General features: G+C 64.6%; 17 protein-coding genes and 2 tRNA genes. 16 read left to right on the plus strand and 3 right to left on the minus strand.

Features of this window, described 5'->3' with window-relative positions:
* The first annotated feature begins 108 nt into the window (after positions 1 to 108).
* The 4 genes from mpl to ftsH all read left to right on the plus strand — a co-directional run bounded on the left by mpl (position 109) and on the right by ftsH (position 4,617).
* Complete coding sequence (mpl, locus tag AC0KXH_RS03235) at positions 109 to 1,458, plus strand: UDP-N-acetylmuramate:L-alanyl-gamma-D-glutamyl-meso-diaminopimelate ligase (RefSeq protein WP_488224152.1); 1,350 nt, start codon at positions 109 to 111, stop codon at positions 1,456 to 1,458.
* Between the two features lie 247 nt (positions 1,459 to 1,705).
* Positions 1,706 to 2,335 (plus strand): flavin prenyltransferase UbiX, encoded by a 630-nt coding sequence (gene ubiX, locus AC0KXH_RS03240; RefSeq protein ID WP_041107935.1) that lies wholly within the window; start codon positions 1,706 to 1,708, stop codon positions 2,333 to 2,335.
* 54 nt (positions 2,336 to 2,389) lie between these two features.
* Entirely contained in the window at positions 2,390 to 2,677 is a 288-nt protein-coding gene (locus AC0KXH_RS03245; protein WP_043222904.1) for a YceK/YidQ family lipoprotein, read from the plus strand.
* Between the two features lie 101 nt (positions 2,678 to 2,778).
* Positions 2,779 to 4,617, plus strand: a complete 1,839-nt coding sequence (ftsH, locus tag AC0KXH_RS03250) for an ATP-dependent zinc metalloprotease FtsH (protein ID WP_213150259.1) — start codon at positions 2,779 to 2,781, stop codon at positions 4,615 to 4,617.
* Here the strand turns inward: ftsH and queG are convergent.
* Positions 4,614 to 5,684 (minus strand): tRNA epoxyqueuosine(34) reductase QueG, encoded by a 1,071-nt coding sequence (queG, locus tag AC0KXH_RS03255; protein WP_488224153.1) that lies wholly within the window; start codon positions 5,682 to 5,684, stop codon positions 4,614 to 4,616. The genes ftsH and queG overlap by 4 nt on opposite strands.
* A 72-nt stretch (positions 5,685 to 5,756) precedes the next feature.
* Between queG and AC0KXH_RS03260 the strand changes: the two genes are divergently transcribed.
* The 12 genes from AC0KXH_RS03260 (at position 5,757) to AC0KXH_RS03315 (ending at position 19,898) form a co-directional block, all read left to right on the plus strand.
* Positions 5,757 to 7,247 carry an NAD(P)H-hydrate dehydratase gene (locus AC0KXH_RS03260; RefSeq protein WP_312381992.1) on the plus strand — a complete coding sequence of 497 codons (1,491 nt, stop codon included), beginning with the start codon at positions 5,757 to 5,759 and terminating at the stop codon, positions 7,245 to 7,247.
* Entirely contained in the window at positions 7,235 to 7,705 is a 471-nt protein-coding gene (gene tsaE, locus AC0KXH_RS03265) for a tRNA (adenosine(37)-N6)-threonylcarbamoyltransferase complex ATPase subunit type 1 TsaE (RefSeq protein ID WP_041107927.1), read from the plus strand. Before AC0KXH_RS03260 ends, tsaE begins: the two co-directional genes overlap by 13 nt.
* 14 nt (positions 7,706 to 7,719) lie before the next feature.
* Positions 7,720 to 9,135 carry an N-acetylmuramoyl-L-alanine amidase gene (locus tag AC0KXH_RS03270; RefSeq protein ID WP_269261798.1) on the plus strand — a complete coding sequence of 472 codons (1,416 nt, stop codon included), beginning with the start codon at positions 7,720 to 7,722 and terminating at the stop codon, positions 9,133 to 9,135.
* Positions 9,132 to 11,009 (plus strand): DNA mismatch repair endonuclease MutL, encoded by a 1,878-nt coding sequence (gene mutL / locus AC0KXH_RS03275; protein WP_488224154.1) that lies wholly within the window; start codon positions 9,132 to 9,134, stop codon positions 11,007 to 11,009. The genes AC0KXH_RS03270 and mutL overlap by 4 nt, the downstream gene beginning before the upstream one ends.
* Before the next feature lie 69 nt (positions 11,010 to 11,078).
* A complete protein-coding gene (gene miaA / locus AC0KXH_RS03280; protein WP_043218505.1) occupies positions 11,079 to 12,050 on the plus strand; it encodes a tRNA (adenosine(37)-N6)-dimethylallyltransferase MiaA in 972 nt (323 codons plus the stop codon).
* A gap of 143 nt (positions 12,051 to 12,193) precedes the next feature.
* Complete coding sequence (locus tag AC0KXH_RS03285) at positions 12,194 to 13,174, plus strand: IS5 family transposase (protein WP_037045410.1); 981 nt, start codon at positions 12,194 to 12,196, stop codon at positions 13,172 to 13,174.
* Between the two features lie 161 nt (positions 13,175 to 13,335).
* Positions 13,336 to 13,590: an RNA chaperone Hfq gene (gene hfq / locus AC0KXH_RS03290; RefSeq protein WP_021206763.1), complete on the plus strand. Its 255-nt coding sequence runs from the start codon at positions 13,336 to 13,338 to the stop codon at positions 13,588 to 13,590.
* An 11-nt stretch (positions 13,591 to 13,601) separates the two neighbouring features.
* Entirely contained in the window at positions 13,602 to 14,903 is a 1,302-nt protein-coding gene (gene hflX, locus AC0KXH_RS03295) for a ribosome rescue GTPase HflX (protein ID WP_165564040.1), read from the plus strand.
* A gap of 98 nt (positions 14,904 to 15,001) precedes the next feature.
* Positions 15,002 to 16,186 (plus strand): FtsH protease activity modulator HflK, encoded by a 1,185-nt coding sequence (gene hflK, locus AC0KXH_RS03300; protein ID WP_043218508.1) that lies wholly within the window; start codon positions 15,002 to 15,004, stop codon positions 16,184 to 16,186.
* Entirely contained in the window at positions 16,186 to 17,052 is an 867-nt protein-coding gene (hflC, locus tag AC0KXH_RS03305; RefSeq protein WP_041107915.1) for a protease modulator HflC, read from the plus strand. The genes hflK and hflC overlap by 1 nt, the downstream gene beginning before the upstream one ends.
* A gap of 275 nt (positions 17,053 to 17,327) precedes the next feature.
* Positions 17,328 to 18,515, plus strand: coding sequence for an ATP phosphoribosyltransferase regulatory subunit (locus AC0KXH_RS03310; protein WP_488224155.1), 1,188 nt, complete (start codon positions 17,328 to 17,330; stop codon positions 18,513 to 18,515).
* Between the two features lie 87 nt (positions 18,516 to 18,602).
* Complete coding sequence (locus AC0KXH_RS03315) at positions 18,603 to 19,898, plus strand: adenylosuccinate synthase (protein ID WP_212542486.1); 1,296 nt, start codon at positions 18,603 to 18,605, stop codon at positions 19,896 to 19,898.
* Positions 19,899 to 20,095: 197 nt separating this feature from the next.
* Here AC0KXH_RS03315 and AC0KXH_RS03320 read toward each other — a convergent pair.
* Together AC0KXH_RS03320 and AC0KXH_RS03325 are read right to left on the minus strand one after the other, a co-directional pair.
* Positions 20,096 to 20,182: transfer RNA gene (locus AC0KXH_RS03320), tRNA-Leu, on the minus strand.
* Positions 20,183 to 20,287: 105 nt separating this feature from the next.
* Positions 20,288 to 20,374 (minus strand) — tRNA-Leu (locus AC0KXH_RS03325).
* Positions 20,375 to 20,568: the final 194 nt, after the last annotated feature.

Here is a 20,568-nt window from a genome sequence, read left to right on the forward strand (position 1 = left end):
CGCCGGCAGGGGCCGATTGCCCGGCGCCGCTGTGCTAATCTGCCGCGCATTTCCCGGCTTCGCGGGGGCGCCCTGACGGCGCTGCGCGGGGCATTGCAGAGGTCACCCATGCATATCCATATTCTCGGTATCTGCGGCACCTTCATGGGCTCGCTCGCGGTGCTGGCCAAGGAACTCGGCCATCGCGTCACCGGCTCCGACGCCAACGTCTATCCGCCGATGAGCACGCAACTCGAGGCGCAGGGCATCGAACTGATGCAGGGCTACGAGCCGGCGCATCTGGAACCGGCACCCGATCTGGTGGTGGTCGGCAACGCCCTGTCGCGTGGCAACCCGGCAGTCGAATACGTGCTGAACAAGGGCCTGCCCTACGTCTCCGGCCCGCAATGGCTGGCCGATCACGTGCTGCAGGGGCGCTGGGTGCTGGCGGCGGCCGGTACCCATGGCAAGACCACCACCAGCAGCATGCTGGCCTGGGTGCTGGAGCACGCCGGCATGAGCCCGGGCTTTCTCATCGGTGGCGTGCCGCAGAACTTCGGCATCTCCGCGCGGCTGGGCGGCACGCCGTTCTTCGTGGTCGAGGCGGACGAATACGACAGCGCCTTTTTCGACAAGCGCAGCAAGTTCGTCCATTACCGTCCGCGTACCGCCATCCTGAACAATCTGGAGTTCGATCACGCGGATATCTTTCCGGATCTGGCCGCCATCGAGCGGCAGTTCCATCACCTGGTGCGCACCGTGCCGGGCGAGGGGCTGATCATCCATCCCGAGTCGGAAACGGCGCTCAAGCGCGTCATCGGCATGGGCTGCTGGACACCGGTGCAGACCACCGGCGAGGGCGGCCAGTGGCAGGCCAGGTTGCTCAGCGCCGACGGCTCGCGCTTCGAAGTGATCTTCGACGGCGAGGTGCAGGGCGTGGTGGAGTGGGAGCTGACCGGCCGGCACAACGTCAACAATGCGCTGGCGACGCTGGCGGCGGCGCGGCATGTCGGCGTGCTGCCCAGGGAGGGCGCCGAGGCGCTGAGCGAGTTTCGTAGCGTCAAGCGACGCATGGAGAAGGTCGCCGAGGTCAATGGCGTGACCATCTATGACGACTTCGCCCATCACCCGACCGCCATCGCCACCACCCTCGACGGCCTGCGCAAGCGCGTCGGCGATACGCCGATCATCGCCGTGGTCGAGCCGCGTTCGAACTCGATGAAGCTCGGCGCGCACCGCGAGGGGCTGGCGGAATCCGTGGCGCTGGCCGACCAGGCGATCTGGTATGCGCCGCCGAATCTCGGTTGGGACCTGGCCGCCACCGTCGCCGGCTCGCCGGTCCCGACCACGGTCTGCGACTCGCTGGAGGCGATCATCGCCAAGGTCAAGGCCGATGCCGTGCCGGGCACCCAGGTGGTGGTGATGAGCAACGGTGGTTTTGGTGGGCTGCACAACAAGCTGGCCGCCGCACTGGCGTAGGGTGGAAAACGCTTCGCGGTTTTCCACCCTACGAGGACCGTAGGTAGGGTGGAAATCGCCGCAGGCATTTCCACGCGCCGGGTTGCCGATGTGGCGGGCACCGGGTGAATTTGTTCTCAAAGCGTCGCGAGCGAAGCTTAGGCAAGGCGAAACCTTGCGAGACAGCGGAGCTTGCTGGTGCAAGTGAGCAATTCGAGTAAGGTTTCAACGCAGCATAAGCAAGCGCAGCAGCTTTGGGAGCACATTCATGAGCGGACCGGAACGCATCACCCTGGCCATGACCGGCGCCTCCGGCGCGCAGTACGGTTTGCGCCTGCTCGACTGCCTGGTGCAGGAAGACCGCGAGGTGCACTTTCTGATCTCCAAGGCCGCGCAACTGGTGATGGCCACCGAGACCGACGTGGTATTGCCGGCCAAGCCCCAGGCCATGCAGGCTTTCCTCTCCGAATACACCGGTGCCGCCGCCGGGCAGATCCGTGTGTTCGCCAAGGAGGACTGGATGGCGCCGCCGGCGTCCGGCTCCGGCGCACCGACGGCGATGGTGGTGGTGCCCTGTTCCACCGGCACGCTATCGGCAATCGCCAGCGGCGCCTGCAACAACCTGATCGAACGCGCCGCCGACGTCACCCTCAAGGAGCGCCGCCAGCTGATTCTGGTGCCACGCGAGGCGCCCTATTCGAGCATTCATCTGGAAAACATGCTCAAGCTGTCGAACCTGGGCGCGGTGATCCTGCCGGCCTCGCCGGGCTTCTATCACCAGCCGCAGACGATCGACGATCTGGTGGATTTCGTCGTCGCGCGCATCCTCAATCTGCTCAATATTCCGCAGGACATGCTGCCGCGCTGGGGCGAGCATCATCTGGTCAGCGAAGACTGACCGCCAGCGGCTATGGTGATTGTGGCGAGTGGAACGGGAGGCGAAATGGGCAGAGTGCTGGGTGCCGGTCTGCTGGTGCTGGGCATCGCACTGAGCGGCGGTTGCGCGACGGTGCGCACGTTGGATGCGGCCAAGCCCGGCGCACCGCTGGTGTATGCCGGCACGCGGCTGGATTGGTACAGCCTCAACGGTGGGTGTTGCCCGGTCGAGCGTTTTGGCGCCGAGGCGCCACGGCATGCCGCGCTGGATCTGCCGGCCAGCGCATTGCTCGATACCCTGCTGCTGCCATTTTCGTTGGCCGCCGCGCTGGGCTTCAGCCTTGGCGTCACCGGCGGGCTCTGATTCACCCGTTTTGCTGATTTGCGTCCGGGCGTTGCCGCACGCGGCGAGGCAAGATTCCGCTGTCGAGCGTTTCGCCCTTCATGGAGCTCAAGGAGAGACAGGTGAAAGACCAGGCCCAGTTCCACATGCGTTACTGGATGATCGCCATCCTCGTGTTCATGGGTTTGCAGTACCTGCTGTCGCAGCAGCAAACCGTCGCGACGATTCCCTACAGCGAGTTCGAAGCGCACCTGAAGGCCGGGCGCATCGACGAGATCGCCGTTACCGACCGGCGCATCGAAGGCACCTTCAAGGAAGCGCTGCCGAGCGGCCAGCGACGCTTCGTCACCAACCGCGTCGAGCCGGACCTGGCGGCCTTCCTCGAGCAGTACCCGGTGCGCTACAGCGGCCGGGTGGAGAGCACCCTGCTGCGCGACCTGCTGTCGTGGATCGTGCCGGCGGCGTTGTTCTTCGGCATCTGGTTGTTCCTGCTCAGGCGCATCGGCAGCGGCCTGGGCGGTGGCGGCATGATGCAGATCGGCAAGAGCAAGGCGCGGGTCTACGTCGAGACCGACATGAAGGTGACCTTTGCCGATGTCGCCGGCGTGGACGAGGCCAAGGACGAGCTCAAGGAGATCATCGAATTCCTGCGCGACCCGCAGACCTATGGCCGCCTTGGCGGACGCATGCCCAAGGGCGTGCTGCTGGTCGGCCCGCCCGGCACCGGCAAGACGCTGCTGGCCCGCGCCGTGGCCGGCGAGGCGAAGGTGCCGTTCTTTTCCATTTCCGGTTCCGAGTTCGTCGAGATGTTCGTCGGCGTCGGCGCCGCGCGGGTGCGTGATCTGTTCGAGCAGGCGCGGGCCCAGGCGCCGGCGATCATCTTCATCGACGAGCTGGACGCTCTTGGTCGCGCCCGCGGTGCCGGGCCGCTGTCCGGCGGGCATGACGAGAAGGAGCAGACGCTCAACCAGCTGCTGGTGGAGATGGACGGCTTCGACACCTCCAGTGGGCTGGTCCTCTTGGCGGCCACCAATCGCCCGGAAATCCTCGATCCGGCACTGCTGCGTGCCGGCCGCTTCGACCGTCAGGTGCTGGTCGATCGTCCGGACAAGGTCGGCCGGGTGCAGATTCTCAACGTGCATCTGAAGAAAGCACGGTTGGCCGCGGATGTCGATCCGCAGGCGATTGCCGCGCTCACGCCGGGGTTCACCGGCGCCGACCTGGCCAATCTGGTCAACGAGGCGACGCTGCTGGCGACCCGGCGCAATGCCGACGCGGTGTCGATGCAGGACTTCACTGCAGCGATCGAACGCATCATCGCCGGGCTGGAGAAACGCAACCGCCTGCTCAATCCGCGCGAGCGCGAGATCGTCGCCTATCACGAGATGGGCCATGCGCTGGTGGCGATGGCGCTGCCGGGCGTCGATCCGGTGCACAAGGTGTCGATCATTCCGCGCGGCATGGGGGCGCTGGGTTACACCATCCAACGGCCGATCGAGGATCGCTTCCTGATGACCCGTGAGGAGTTGGAGAACAAGATGGCCGTGCTGCTCGGCGGACGTGCCGCGGAATGGCTGATCTTCGCGCATCTGTCCACCGGCGCGGCGGACGACCTGGCTAAGGTCACCGACATTGCCCGGGCGATGGTGACGCGCTACGGCATGTCCAAGCGCCTCGGACACCTGGCCTTGGAGCGCGAGCCCAATTCTTTCCTCGGCAACGAGGCGATGCTCGGCCTCAAGCCCCAGCACGACTATGCCGAGAGCACGGCGACGGCGATTGACGAGGAAGTGCAGGAGCTGGTTCAGTCGGCCTTCCAGCGTAGCGTCGATCTGCTGCAGGCGCGTCGTGCACTGCTCGAGCGCTGCGCCCGGCAGCTGCTGCAACAGGAGACGCTGGATGCCGGACAACTGCGTGCGTTGAGCGCCGAGCTCGGCGCGCAGTCGCCGTCGTCGGACTAGCCTGCCCGCTTGGCGTGCTGGGTCAGGGCCCACTCCACATGCTCGCGCACCAGCTCCGACGGATCGTCGCGGCGCGCCTCGAGCGCCTCCAGCACCGGGATGCTCGACGGTGCATTGCCCAGGCCCACCGCGAGATTGCGCAGCCAGCGTTCGTAGCCGGCGCGGCGTAGCGGTGAGCCCTCGGTGCGACTGAGAAATTCCTCTTCCGTCCAGCGGAACAAGGTCGCCAGCTCAGCGTTGTCCAGACTGTGGCGCGGTTGGAAGTCGCCTTGCTCGGTGGGGCGGGCGAAGCGGTTCCAGGGGCAGACGATCTGGCAATCGTCGCAGCCGAACACGCGATTGCCGATCTTGCCGCGCAGCTCGAGCGGGATCGGTCCCTTCAACTCGATGGTGAGGTAGGAAATGCAGCGCCGCGCGTCCAGCAGCCGTTCACCGACGAACGCCTCGGTGGGGCAGATGTCCAGGCAGGCGTGGCAGCTGCCGCAGTGATCGCGGGTCATCGGCTCGTCGACCGGCAGGGCGATGTCGACGAACAGCTCGCCGAGAAAGAACCAGCTGCCGGCCTTGCGGTTGAGTAGCAGGGTGTTCTTGCCGATCCAGCCGAGCCCGGCCTGCTGGCCGGCGGCCTTTTCCAGCACCGGCGCGCTGTCGACGAAGGCGCGGAAACCGAACGGGCCGACCACCTGCTGAATGCGCTCGGCCAGCTGCTGCAGGCGCTTGCGGATCAGCTTGTGATAGTCGCGGCCCAGCGCATAGCGCGACACATAGGCCTTCTCCGGGTCGGCCAGCTGCTGGCTCATGCGCGTGTCGCCGGGCAGGTAGTCCATGCGCAGCGAGATGACCCGCAGCGTGCCGGGCACCAGTTCGTCCGGCCGCGAGCGCTTGCTGCCGTGGGCGGCCATGTAGTCCATCTCGCCTTGGTAGCCCGCCGCCAGCCAGGCCTCGAGATGCGCTTCGTGCTCGCCGAGATCGACGCCGGTGATCCCCACCTGCTGAAAGCCGAGCTCGCGGCCCCACTCCTTGATGGAGTCGGCGAGGGCGATGGGGTCGAGAGCGGAGCTGGACATCGGAGACTGCAGCGCGATTCAGGCGGGTGCGTATAATTCTGCCAGACATTCCGCCGCGATGATCCTCTGCCGATGACCGACCCGCTGCCCACCGCCCTGTATACCGCCACTCAGGTGCGCGAACTCGACGCACGCCTGATCGGCGCCGGCACGCCCGGCTTCGAACTCATGCAGCGTGCCGCGCACGCCTGCTGGCGTGCGTTGCGGCGACGCTGGCCCGATGCTGGCGCGGTCACCGTGCTGGCTGGCAGCGGCAACAACGCCGGCGACGGCTACCTGGTCGCCACGCTGGCACAGCGGGCCGGCTGGCAGGTGAAGGTTGTCGCGGTCGGCGAACCGCAAGCGCTCAAGGGCGATGCCGCAAAGGCCTGTGCCGAGGCTCGGCAGGCGGGCGTCGTGATCGAGCCCTGGCGCAGCGATAGTCCGCTGGACGGTGTGCTGGTCGACGCGTTGCTTGGTACCGGCCTGACCGGCGCGGTGCGGCCGCCTTATGCGCAGGCCATCGGGGCGATCAATGAAAGCGGGCGTCCGGTGCTGGCGGTGGATATCCCCTCGGGGCTCTGCGCTGACACGGGGGCGCTGCTCGGCCATGCCGTACGCGCCGAGGTGACCGTGACCTTTATCGGTCTCAAGCTGGGGTTGTTCACCGGGGAAGGGCCGGATCGAGTCGGCCAGCTGGTCTTCGATGATCTGCAAGCCGAGCAGGTGCAGGTCGCGGCGATGCCGCACGAAGCGGTGCGTCTGTGCCCGGACACTCTGCCGCGGCTGGCGCCAAGGCGCCCGACCGCGCACAAGGGCAGTTTCGGCCAGGTGTTGGTCATCGGTGGCGACCTGGGTACCGGCGGTGCCGCGCTCCTGGCCAGCGAGGCGGCGCTGCGCTGCGGCGCCGGCATGGTCACCCTGGCGACCCGCCCTGAGCATGTCACCGCATCACTGGTGCGACGCCCCGAGATCATGTGCAGCGGCGTCGAGTCGACCTACGCGCTGACGGCACTGACCGAGCGTGCCGACGTGCTGGTGGTCGGGCCTGGGTTGGGGCAGGGGCCTTGGGGGCGCAGCCTGCTGTCGCTGGCCGTGCAGGCCGAGGTGCCGCAGGTGTGGGACGCCGATGCGCTGAACCTGCTTGCCCACGGCGCAGTCGAGTTGCCCGCCCGCTGCCTGATCACGCCACATCCGGGCGAGGCCGCACGGCTGCTGGGCTGCACCACTGCCGAAGTGCAGGCCGATCGACCTCGCGCGGTACGCGAGTTGGCCCGGCGGTTTCGCTGCAGCGCGCTGCTCAAGGGCGCCGGGACGCTGATCGCTGATGCCGAGGGGCGGATGGCCCTGTGCGACCGTGGCCATCCTGCCATGGCCAGCGCCGGGCTGGGCGATGTGCTGGCCGGTGTCGCCGGTGCGCTATTGGCGCAGGGGCTGGAGCCGTTCGAAGCGGGCTGCCTGGCCGCCTGGCTGCATGCGGTCGCCGGTGAGCGTTGTGCCGACGGAGGGCGCGGACTGGCTGCCGGCGATCTGATCCCGCAGGTGCGTCACCTGCTCGAGGAGCACGCGCCATGCACGAAGTGACTTTGTATGCCGCCGACGAGGCGCAGATGCTAGAGCTGGGCGCGCGCATCGCCCGGGCGACCGGCGGGCGCGGCGTGATCTATCTGCATGGCGACCTGGGGGCCGGCAAGACCACGCTTTCACGCGGGTTGATCCGCGGCTTCGGCCACGACGGCAAGGTCAAGAGCCCGACGTTTACCCTTGTCGAGCCCTACGAGATCGGCACGGTGCGGATCTTTCACTTCGATCTCTATCGGCTCGTCGATCCCGAGGAACTTGAGTTTCTGGGCATTCGCGACTATTTCGCGGGGGATGCCCTGTGCCTGGTGGAGTGGCCGGAACGCGGGGCCGGCGTTTTGCCAAAGGCAGACCTGGACATTACCATTGCGCCGCATGACGCCGGGCGCTTGTTGCGCCTTTCGCCGCGGGGCGAGCGAGGCCAGGCCTGGTGCGACGCCCTGACCGAAGACGAACATTGAACACGAGGTTGGGTATGCGCATACGCGCGCTGGTTAGCGGTCTGCTGGTCCTGTTCGCCACGGTGCAGGCGTTCGCTGCCACCGATGTGCAGAGCGTGCGGCTCTGGCGTGCGCCGGACAACACCCGTCTGGTGTTCGATCTGTCGGGGCCGGTCAAGCACAACGTGTTCACACTCGAGGCTCCGGACCGGATCGTCATCGATGTCACCGGGGCCAGCCTCAAGGCACAACTCAGCGGCCTTCCGCTGGAAAACACGCCGGTGGCGGCGCTGCGTGCCGGCCAACCCGATGCCGATACCCTGCGCGTGGTGGTCGATCTCAAGGCTCCGGTATCGCCGAAGAGCTTTGCCCTGGCGCCGAACCAGCAATACGGGCATCGCCTGGTGGTCGACCTCTACGATCAGCCGGGCGGTGCCGCTGCCGATACCCGGCTGCCGGTCAATACGGCGCCGGCTGTTCCCGTGGCGCCGGTCTCGCCTACGTTGCCGGCGGTCAAGTTGCCTGCCACGCCGACCAGCAAGCGCGACATCGTGATCGCCATCGATGCCGGCCACGGCGGCGAGGATCCGGGCGCCATCGGGCCGGGCAAGATCTACGAAAAGACCGTAGTACTGCAGATCGCCAAGGAGCTGCAGCGGCAGATCAATGCCGAGAAGGGCTTCCGTGCCGAACTGGTGCGCACCGGCGACTACTTCATCCCCTTGCGCAAACGCACCGAGATTGCGCGCAAGAAGGGCGCCGACCTGTTCGTCTCGGTCCACGCCGATGCCGCGCCGCGTTCATCGGCCTACGGCGCTTCGGTCTTTGCACTCTCCGATCGCGGCGCGACCTCGGAAACTGCGCGCTGGCTGGCCGACAGCGAGAACCGCTCCGACCTGATCGGTGGCGCTGGCAATGTCAGCCTCGACGACAAGGACCGCATGCTCGCCGGCGTGCTGCTCGATCTGTCGATGACCGCCTCGCTGTCCTCCAGCCTCAACGTCGGGCAGAAGGTGCTGAGCAACATGGGCCGTATCACGCCTCTGCACAAGCGCCGCGTGGAACAGGCCGGTTTCATGGTGCTCAAGAGTCCGGACATCCCGTCGATCCTGGTCGAGACCGGGTTCATCTCCAACCCGTCGGAAGCGCGCAAGCTGCAGACGCGCAGCCATCAGCAGGCGCTGGCCCGGTCGATTCACAGTGGGGTCAAGCAGTTCTTCCACGAGAACCCGCCGCCCGGAACCTATGTCGCCTGGTTGCGCGACGCCGGCAAGATCGCTGCCGGGCCGCGCGAGCACGTGGTGCGGTCGGGCGAGAGCCTGGCCCTGCTGGCGCAACGTTACCAGGTCAGTCTGGCCTCGTTGCGCAGCGCCAATGGCCTGAAGAGCGACACCATCAAGATAGGCCAGACGCTAAACATTCCTGCCACCACGCTGGCCTCGCAACCATGATTGAGTTGCGCCGTATCCAGCTGCTTACCCCCCGGCTGGCGAACCAGATTGCCGCTGGCGAAGTGGTCGAGCGACCCGCCTCGGTCGCCAAGGAGTTGCTGGAGAACAGCCTTGATTCCGGCGCGCTGCGCATCGATGTGGACGTCGAGCAGGGCGGTATCAAGCTGTTGCGGGTGCGCGATGACGGCTGCGGTATTCCCGCCGACGATCTGCCGCTGGCCCTCGCGCGCCATGCCACCAGCAAGATCCGTGACCTGGAAGATCTGGAGCGGGTGATGAGCCTGGGCTTTCGCGGCGAAGCGCTGGCCTCGATCAGTTCGGTCTCGCGTCTGACGCTGACCTCGCGCACATCCGATGCCAGCGAGGCCTGGCAGGTGGAAACCGAAGGGCGCGAAATGGAGGCGCGGGTGCAGCCGGCGGCGCATCCGGTGGGCACCTCGGTCGAGGTGCGCGACCTGTTCTTCAATACGCCGGCGCGACGCAAGTTCCTGCGTACCGAAAAGACCGAATTCGACCACTTGCAGGAAGTCATCAAGCGGCTGGCGCTGGCGCGTTTCGACGTTGCTTTCCATCTGCGGCACAACGGCAAGAGCGTGCTGGCGCTGCATCAGGCCGACGATGACGTGGCGCGCGGACGGCGGGTGGCAGCCGTCTGTGGCTCTGCCTTTCTCGAGCAGGCGCTGCCGATCGAAGTCGAACGCAATGGCTTGCGCCTGTGGGGCTGGGTGGGCCTGCCGACGTTCTCGCGCAGCCAGGCGGACCTGCAGTACTTCTATGTCAACGGCCGCATGGTGCGTGACAAGCTGGTCGCGCATGCGGTGCGTCAGGCCTATCGCGACGTGCTGTTCAATGGCCGGCATCCGACCTTCGTGCTGTTTCTTGACGTCGATCCGGGCGTGGTGGATGTCAACGTGCATCCGACCAAGCACGAGGTGCGCTTCCGTGACAGTCGCATGGTGCATGACTTCCTCTACGGTACGCTGCACCGCGCGCTGGGCGACGTGCGCCCCGAAGACCAGCTGGCTGCCCCTGCCAGCGTTGCCGGTATTGCGCAGCCGATAAGCGGCCTGGCGGCGGGGGAGTTCGCCGGGCAGAACGAGATGAGCCTGTCGGCCAGCGTGCTGGAGGCTTCCCCGGCCGAATCCCAGCCGGCCTGGCGCACAAGCGGTGCGGGCTACCAGATGCCACGCCCGGCTGCCGGTGGTTTCACCGCCGAGGCCCAGGGCGCCTATCGCGAGTTCGTGACGCCCCTGCCAGCTCCCGCGGCGTTGCCCGAGGCGCAGGCCGACGTGCCGCCGCTGGGCTACGCGCTGGCGCAGCTCAAGGGCATCTACATCCTGGCCGAGAATGCCCAGGGCATGGTGCTGGTGGACATGCATGCAGCGCATGAACGCATCACCTATGAACGCTTGAAGACGGCCATGGCCAGCGAGGGGCTGCGTGGCCAGCCGCTGCTGGTACCCGAGTCGATCGCGGTGAGCCAGCGCGAAGCCGACTGTGCCGAAGAGCACAGCGAGTGGTTCCAGCGGTTGGGCTTCGAGTTACAGCGCTTGGGGCCTGAAACCCTGGCGATCCGGCAGATTCCGGCGCTGCTCCGGCAGGCCGAGGCGACCCAATTGGTGCGCGACGTGCTGGCCGACCTGCTCGAGTACGGCACCAGTGACCGTATTCAGGCGCATCTCAACGAGCTGTTGGCGACGATGGCTTGCCACGGCGCCGTGCGCGCCAATCGCCGGCTGACGGTGCCGGAGATGAACGCCCTGCTGCGCGACATGGAACAAACCGAGCGCAGCGGGCAGTGCAATCATGGCCGCCCGACCTGGACGCAGTTGGGCATGGACGATCTGGACCGGCTGTTCCTGCGCGGTCGCTGACCGCCCGTTCGGCTTGCTAGTGCGGGGCTTCTTCCGGACACTATGTGGCCGCAAGTCGTGAGTTCGCCAATGCCTGCACTGCCTCCTGCCATCTTTCTCATGGGCCCCACCGCGTCCGGCAAGACCGACCTGGCGCTGGAGCTGGCCGAGGCGCTGCCCTGCGAGCTCGTCAGCGTCGATTCGGCGCTGGTCTATCGGGGCATGGATATCGGCACGGCCAAGCCGTCGAGCGAAGTGCTGGCGCGCTTTCCGCACCGCCTGGTGGATATCCTCGATCCGGCGGAAAGCTATTCGGCTGCGCGCTTCGCCGGCGATGCGCTGCAGGCGATGGCGGAGATCACCGCCTCGGGACGTATCCCCCTGCTCGTTGGCGGCACCATGCTTTACTTCAAGGCGTTGCTCGAGGGGCTGGCGGATATGCCGGCCGCGGACTCGCAGGTGCGCGCGCAACTGGAGGCCGAGGCCGCTGTCGATGGGCTTGCCGCGTTGCATGAGCGCCTCTCCGAGATCGACCCGGAGTCCGCAGCACGCATTCATCCCAACGATCCGCAGCGGTTGATCCGGGCGCTGGAGGTCTATCACGTCAGCGGGCTGACGATGACCGAACATCGCGCCAGACAAAGGTCGCAAAAGCTTGGGGCTCATGCGCCGGACAGCGGCGTCTTGCCTTATACTGTTGCGCAGCTATCCATTGCGCCAGCGCAGCGGGAAGTGCTTCACCAGCGTATCGAACGGCGCTTCGTTCACATGGTTGAACAGGGCTTCGTTGCAGAGGTCGAAGCTCTTCGCGGTCGTGGTGATCTGCATCTCGGGTTGCCCTCGATGCGCGCAGTGGGTTACCGCCAGGTCTGGGAATATCTGGACGGGGCGATGACGCATGACCAGATGATCGAGCGCGGCATCATTGCCACGCGCCAGCTGGCCAAGCGGCAGTTCACCTGGCTGCGCGGTTGGAAGGGGGTTGCCTGGCTCGATAGCCTGGCCTGCGACAATCTGCCGCGAGCATTGAAATACCTGCAGCAGCTCCACATATTGAGCTGAACTGCTAACAGACCGTCTATTCTCACACTCGTGGATCGTCGGTTGACCGAATAAATCACGAATAAACAGATCCTCTAAGGAAACCCTGAAGAAGACTTCCCGTTTCTGATGAAATACGCCACTCCCGTTGCCCGAGTTTTCCGATGAAGCAGATGACCTTCGCCGACGCCGAGTACGCCGGCAAGCGCAAGCAGACCCGCAAGGAGTTGTTCCTGATCGAGATGGATCAGGTGGTGCCGTGGAAGGGCTTGATCGCCCTGATCGAGCCGCATTACCCGAAGGGCGAAGGCGGTCGTCCGGCATACCCGTTGATGGCGATGCTGCGCGTGCATCTGCTGCAGAACTGGTTCGGCTACAGCGATCCGGCGATGGAGGAAGCGCTCTATGAGACCACGATCTTGCGCCAGTTCGCCGGCCTGAGCCTGGAGCGTATTCCCGACGAAACCACCATCCTCAACTTCCGCCGCCTGCTGGAGAAGCATGAGTTGGCGGCGGGGATTCTGGCGGTGATCAATGGCTACCTGGGTGACCGGGGCCTGTCGCTGCGCCAGGGCACCATCGTCGATGCCACGCTGATCCATGCGCCGAGTTCGACCAAGAACCAGGACGGCAAGCGCGACCCGGAAATGCACCAGACCAAGAAGGGCAACCAGTATTACTTCGGCGCGAAAGCCCACATCGGTGCCGACGAAGACTCGGGCCTGGTGCACAGCGTGGTGGTGACCGCCGCCAATGTCGCGGACATCACCCAGGTCGACAAACTGCTGCACGGCGAGGAAAACGTGGTGTGCGCGGACGCTGGCTACACCGGAGTCGAAAAGCGCCCTGAACATGAAGGCCGCCCAGTCATCTGGCAGATCGCGGCTCGGCGCAGCACCTACAAGAAGCATGGCAAGCACAGTGCCTTGTACAAAGCGATCCGCAAGGTCGAGAAAGCCAAGGCTCAGGTGCGGGCGAAAGTTGAGCATCCATTCCGAGTGATCAAGCGGCAGTTTGGCTACACCAAGGTGCGCTTCCGTGGATTGGCCAAGAATGCTGCGCAAATGATGACGCTGTTTGCCCTGTCGAATCTGTGGATGGCCCGCCGACATTTGCTGTCGACCACAGGAGAGGTGCGTCTGTGATGCGGGAAATGGCCGCCGCGAGGTCCTCGCCGCAGCTGAAAGCACCGAAATGAGCGAGTGTCCGCTCAATTTTGATCGGCTCGCCTCTTTCAAAATCGGCGGTGGCTGAAGTCAGCCAGAAATGCATGGCTATTTCAGACCATCCCTAAGGAGTGCGGCACATGTCAAAAGGGCATTCGCTACAAGACCCTTACCTCAACACACTGCGTAAGGAACGCGTCCCGGTTTCCATCTATCTGGTCAACGGCATCAAGCTGCAAGGTCAGATCGAGTCGTTCGACCAGTTCGTCATTCTGCTGAAGAACACCGTCAGTCAGATGGTGTACAAGCACGCCATTTCCACCGTCGTGCCGGGTCGTCCGGTGCGTCTGCCCGCTGCGGGAGATGCCGAGCAATCCGAGTCGGGCAACGACTAAGGTAGGTATCTTTGTTCTTCGAACGTCCCGGCGGGGGAGAGCGGGCCATCCTGGTGCATCTGGAAGGCCAGGACCCCGCGGTACGCGAGGATCCTCAGGAGTTTCAGGAGCTCGCCCGCTCGGCTGGTGCCGAGACGGTGAGCTTCGTCAGCGTTTCCCGTCACCAGCCTTCAGCCAAGTATCTGATTGGCAGCGGCAAGGTCGAAGAGCTTCGTGATCTGGTCAAGCAGACCGAGTCCGAACTGGTGATCTTCAATCACACCCTTACGCCCAGCCAGGAGCGCAACCTCGAGCGCGTTCTCGAGTGTCGCGTGCTCGACCGTACCGGATTGATCCTCGATATCTTCGCGCAGCGCGCGCGGACCCACGAAGGCAAGCTGCAGGTCGAGCTGGCTCAGCTCGAGCACATGAGTACGCGCCTGGTTCGGGGCTGGACCCACCTCGAGCGACAGAAGGGCGGTATCGGTTTGCGCGGTCCGGGTGAAACCCAGCTGGAAACCGACCGTCGCCTGTTGCGCGTGCGCATCCGGCAAATCAAGCAACGTCTGGAAAAGGTTCGCGGGCAGCGCGAGCAGGCGCGTCGCGGTCGGCGGCGTGCTGACATCCCCTCGGTATCGCTGGTCGGCTATACCAACGCCGGCAAGTCCACGTTATTCAATTCGTTGACCGAAGCGGAGGTCTACGCGGCCAACCAGTTGTTCGCCACGCTCGACCCGACGCTGCGACGCATTGAAATCGGCGATGTCGGTCCGGTCGTGCTGGCCGATACCGTGGGCTTCATCCGCCATCTGCCGCACAAGCTGGTCGAGTCCTTTCGTGCCACGCTGGAGGAGTCGAGCAACGCCGACCTCTTGCTGCACGTGATCGACGCCCACGAGCCCGAGCGCGATCAGCAGATCGAGCAGGTGCTGGCTGTGCTCGGCGAGATCGGTGCCAACGAGTTGCCACTGCTCGAGGTTTACAACAAGGTCGACCTGCTCGAGGGCATCGAGCCACAGATTCAGCGCGATGCCGACGGCAGGCCGCTGCGAGTCTGGGTTTCGGCGCGTGAGGGGCTTGGGCTGGATCTGCTGCGACAGGCCATCGCCGAGCTTCTCGGGAATGATCTGTTCGTGGGTATGCTGTGCTTGCCGCAGGCGCTTGGCAGGTTGCGTGCTCAGCTGTTCGAACTGGGCGCAGTACAGAGCGAAACGCATGATGAGCAGGGCGGCAGCGTACTGCAGGTTCGTGTTCCACGCGTCGAGCTGCATCGCCTGGTCAGCCGTGAAGGTTTTCAGCCAAACGAGTTCCTGCAGCAACATACTTTGCAATAAAGCCTGGAAGGGCGGCTTTGCCGCGCGTTTGAGGCTTTCGGTAGCATTGGCGGGCACGTCGTCGACGTGCCTAAGGCTTCAACAGAATGGAGAGCGCTATGGCTTGGAATGAGCCGGGTGGCAACTCGAACAATCAGGATCCCTGGGGCGGCGGCGGTGGTCGCCGTGGTGGTGGGGATCAGAAGGGGCCGCCGGATCTCGATGAGGCCTTTCGCAAGCTGCAGGACAGCCTCAACGGCATGTTCGGCAACAAGAAGCGCGGCTCTGGCGGTGGGGCCGGTGGCCGTGGCCGTCGCGGCGGTCTGGGGCTGGTGTGGATCTCGTTGGTCGTCCTGCTCGCGGTCTGGCTGTTCAACGCGATTTATATCGTCGATGAACAGGAACAGGCTGTCGTGCTGCGCTTCGGCAAGTACCACGAGACGGTCGGGCCGGGCCTGAACATCTACTTCCCGCCGATCGATCGCAAGTTCCAGGAAAACGTCACGCGTGAGCGCTCCTACAGCAAGCAGGGGCAGATGTTGACCGAGGACGAGAACATCATCGAAGTGCCGCTGACGGTCCAGTACAAGATCAGCGACCTGCAATCGTTCGTGCTCAACGTCGATCAGCCCGAAGTCAGCCTGCAGCATGCGACCGACAGCGCCGTACGCCACGTGGTGGGTTCCACCGCCATGGATCAGGTGCTGACGGAGGGTCGCGAAGTGATGGCAGGCGAGGTCAAGGAGCGTCTGCAACGTTTCCTCGACAACTACGGTACCGGCATCACGGTCACCCAGGTCAACTTGCAGAGCGCCGCGGCGCCGCGTGAAGTCCAGGAAGCGTTCGATGACGTAATTCGGGCTCGCGAGGACGAGCAGCGCGAGAAGAACCAGGCCGAATCCTACGCCAACGGTGTGGTTCCGGAGGCGCGAGGCCAGGCCCAGCGGATGCTGGAAGAGGCAAGCGGCTATCGTGATGCGGTGATCTCGCGCGCTCAGGGTGAGGCCGATCGCTTCAGCAAGCTGCTGACCGAGTATCGCAAGGCGCCGGAAGTGACTCGCGAGCGCCTCTATCTGGAAACCATGCAGGAAGTCATGAGCAACACCAGCAAGGTCATGGTCACTGGCGAAAACGGGCAAAACAACCTGCTCTACCTGCCGCTGGACAAGATGGTCAACAGCGCGAGCAGCGCCGGTAGTGCGGCGTCGGGCAGTTCGGCCTCGTCGTCGGCTGCGGCGGGCCAGGCCACGCGTTTGCCGCCGGAGCTCGATCCGCGTGAAGTTCGCACCAGGGAGAGCCGCTGATGAGTAACAAATCGCTTACGGCGCTGATCGTTGGTGTGGTGCTGGCGGTAGCGCTATGGAACAGCTTCTATATCGTCTCGCAGACCGAGCGTGCCGTCATGCTGCGCTTCGGTCGAATCGTCGAGCCGGACGTCAAGCCCGGGCTGCACATGAAGATTCCGTACGTCAACAGCGTGCGCAAATTCGATGCGCGCCTGATGACGCTGGACTCCACGACGTCGCGCTTCCTTACGCTCGAGAAGAAGGCCCTGATGGTCGATGCCTACGCCAAGTGGCGCGTCGCGGACGCAGAGCGCTTCTATACCGCGACCTCGGGCATGAAGCAGATTGCCGACGAGCGCCTGTCTCGGCGTCTGGAGGCTGCACTGCGCGACCAGTTCGGCAAGCGCACGCTGCACGAGGCGGTGTCCGGCCAGCGTGACGAGCTGATGGCACAAGTGACTTCGTCGCTCAATCGCGCTGCGCAGCAGGAGCTTGGCATCGAGGTGGTCGACGTGCGGGTCAAGGGCATCGACCTGCCGCGCGAGGTCAACCGCAGCGTGTTCGAGCGGATGAGTTCCGAGCGAGAGCGTGAGGCGCGTGAGCATCGTGCCAAGGGACGTGAATTGGCCGAGGGCATTCGCGCCGATGCTGATCGTCAGCGCCGCGTGTTGTTGGCGGAAGCCTTCCGCGAGGCCGAAGAGCTGCGCGGCGACGGTGATGCACGTGCGGCGGCGATCTATGCGGCGGCGTACGACCAGGATCCCGAGTTCTACTCGTTCTACCGCAGCCTGCAGGCCTATCGCGAAAGCTTCGCCAACAAGCAGGACGTGCTGGTGCTGGATCCAAAGAGCGAGTTCTTCCGTTATCTCGAGAAGTCCCGCTGACAGCGTGGTCACCCGGTGGGGCGCGGCCTCTCCGGGTGACCATCAGGCAAAAGGTTGCTATGATCGGCCAGCCGGGAACATCCCGGCTTTTTTGCGTCTGTGCCCCTGAGGCGCAGGCGATTCCCGGGCATGGCACATCATGCTGATATCTGGTCGGGCGCCTGGCTATTTCGCCAGGCCTCGGCCCGATTGCGTGCGGCCGCCGGTCTGCCCTGGGGCGATTACGACCGCGGTTCGTTTGAATAGGCTTGCCGGATCGAGAGGTGATTGGCGATATGGCAACGGTAGACCGCTGGCTTCTGCCAGATGGCATCGAAGAGGTGCTCCCGCCAGAGGCGGCACGTATCGAAACGGCACGCCGCCGTGTGCTGGATCTGTTCCACCGCTGGGGCTATGAACTGGTAATCACGCCTCACGTGGAGTTTCTCGAATCGCTGCTCACCGGCTCCGGGCAAGACCTCGACCTGCGAACATTCAAGGTTACCGATCCGCTTTCCGGTCGACAGATGGGCTTTCGCGCCGATATCACCCCTCAGGTCGCGCGGGTCGATGCACACACCTTGCGTCGTACCGGTCCGAGCCGGCTGTGCTATGCCGGCAGCGTGCTGCATGCCAAGCCGCAGGCGCTGGCCACGTCGCGCAGCCCGATCCAGCTGGGTGCCGAGCTCTATGGTGATGCCAGCGCTGCCAGCGATCTGGAGATCATCAGCCTGATGGTCGAAACGCTGGAACTCGCCGATGTGCCCAACGTGCACATGGATCTCGGCCACGTCGGTATCTATCGCGGGCTGGCCAAGGCGGCCGGGCTCGCTGGTGATCTCGAGCAACGGCTGTTCGATGCCTTGCAGCGCAAGGCGATGGACGAGCTGGCTGAGCTGACCGATACGCTCGAGCCCGGGCTGGCCGCGATGATTCGCGCCCTTGCCCGTCTGTGCGGGGGGCGCGAGGCGTTGGTCGAGGCGCAGCGCGTGCTGGCCGACGCTCCGGGCGAAGTGCGTGATGCGCTGGCTGCGCTGGCTCGGGTCGCTGAAGAGCTGGCGTCGCGCTATCCGCAAATCCCGCTTTACTTCGATCTGGGTGAACTGCGCGGCTACCACTATCACACCGGAGTGGTGTTTGCCGCGTTCGTACCAGGCGTCGGTCAGTCAATCGCACAGGGCGGACGCTACGATGCCATTGGGGCGGACTTCGGTCGTGCGCGCCCGGCTACGGGGTTCTCTACCGATCTCAAGACGCTCGTGAGTCTGGGTAACGCCGAGCTGGATACGCCTGCCGCCGGTATCTGGGCGCCGGAGGGCGCTGAGTCGACGCTCTGGGCGGAAATTGCGCGCCTGCGTCAGTCGGGAGAGCGCGTCATTCAGGCTCTCGAGGGGCAGTCGCAGGCTGAGGCCCTCGAAGCAGGGTGCGATCGTTCGTTGGTCAGGGGCAAGGACGGCTGGAAAGTGATGCCACTGGCATCCTGAGGCGCGCCTGCGCGGGCCGCATCGCTACGGATTCTGTAATTTCTTGCCGGCAGGGCCGGCACGCTTCGCCGAAGAGGACAAAGGGTTATGGGTAAGAATGTCGTGGTCCTGGGCACCCAGTGGGGTGATGAGGGCAAGGGCAAGATCGTCGATTTGCTGACCGACCAGGCGGCCGCGGTGGTGCGCTATCAGGGCGGCCACAACGCCGGTCATACGCTGGTCATCGACGGTGAGAAGACCGTTCTGCACCTGATCCCGTCCGGGATCCTGCGTGAAAACGTGCAGTGCCTGATCGGCAACGGCGTGGTCGTTGCGCCGGATGCGTTGCTGCGCGAGATCACCAAGCTCGAGGAGAAGGGGGTTCCGGTGCGTGAGCGTCTGCGCATCAGCCCTGCCTGTACGTTGATCCTGCCTTATCACGTGGCATTGGATCAGGCGCGTGAGGCGGCTCGCTCCGAGGGCAAGATCGGTACGACGGGGCGTGGTATCGGGCCTGCCTACGAAGACAAGGTCGCTCGTCGCGGGCTGCGCATCGGTGATCTGTTCAATCCGGAACGCTTTGCCAAGAAGCTGCGCGAGCTGCTCGACTATCACAACTTCGTGCTGCAGAACTATTACAAGGTCGAGCCGGTAGATTTTCAGAAGACGCTCGACGAGGCGCTGGCCTACGCCGAGATTCTCAAGCCGATGATGACCGATGTCGCGGCCCGTCTTCACGAGTTGCGCAAGCAGGGCGCTTACATCATGTTCGAGGGCGCTCAGGGTTCGCTGCTCGATATCGACCATGGCACCTATCCCTATGTGACCAGTTCCAGTACCACCGCAGGCGGTACCGCGACCGGTTCTGGCTTTGGTCCGCTGTATCTCGACTACATCCTCGGTATCACCAAGGCCTACACGACGCGCGTAGGGTCGGGGCCGTTCCCGACCGAGCTGTTCGATGAGGTCGGTGCTCGCCTTGCCGAGCGCGGTCACGAGTTTGGCTCGACTACGGGGCGTGCTCGGCGTTGTGGCTGGTTCGATGCGGTGATTCTGCGTCGCGCCATCGAGATCAACAGCATTTCCGGCATATGCCTGACTAAGCTCGATGTGCTTGACGGCCTGGAAACGATCCGCATCTGTACCGGTTACAAGGACGCCGTCGGCGAGGTGCTGGTCGATGCGCCGACAGACGCCGACAGTTATGTCGGTCTGCAGCCGGTTTATGAGGAGTTGCCGGGCTGGTCCGAGTCGACCCTTGGCGCGAAGAGCCTCGACGAGCTGCCCGCTAATGCCCGAGCCTATATCCGCCGCATCGAGGAGTTGATCGAGGCGCCGGTAGATATCGTTTCGACCGGGCCTGATCGAAACGAAACCATCGTTTTGCGTCATCCCTACGCCTGAGGCTGAGGCTGAGGCTGAGGCTGAGGCTGAGGCTGAGGCTGAGGCTGAGGCTGAGGCTGAGGCTGAGGCTGAAACGAAAAAGCCGCCCTATGGGCGGCTTTTTTCTGTCTGTTCACCTGCAAAGCAAAGCGCTGGCAAGGCCGGGTATGCTGCTGAAACGAAAAAACCGAGCCAGGGCTCGGTTTTTTCTTCAAGAGTGGTGCCCAGGAGAAGACTCGAACTTCCACGGTGTTGCCACCGCTAGGACCTGAACCTAGTGCGTCTACCAATTCCGCCACCTGGGCACGTTGCGATGATTGAAGCCATCGCCGGCTTGTCGTTTATCGCCGTTCAGGCCGAAGTCGACTTCTTCGTATCGGAGGACTCGATTGCTCGCTTCCTCAAGATGATGGTGCCCAGGAGAAGACTCGAACTTCCACGGTGTTGCCACCGCTAGGACCTGAACCTAGTGCGTCTACCAATTCCGCCACCTGGGCACGAGAAACGATGTTTGCAAGCCGTTTCCGTGATACAACGTCTGTCCGACGTCGTGGGCGCGAACTATAAGGCTGAGGTCGGAGCTTGTAAACCCCTGACAGTGAAAAATAATTCGCATCGAGGCTGCGCCTCGGGTGCGTTTCGCGCTTCAATATAAAGCAGTAATGCAATCCCTCTGAATATGAATGAAAGG

The organism is Stutzerimonas sp. CXK-1 (genome assembly GCF_057738225.1).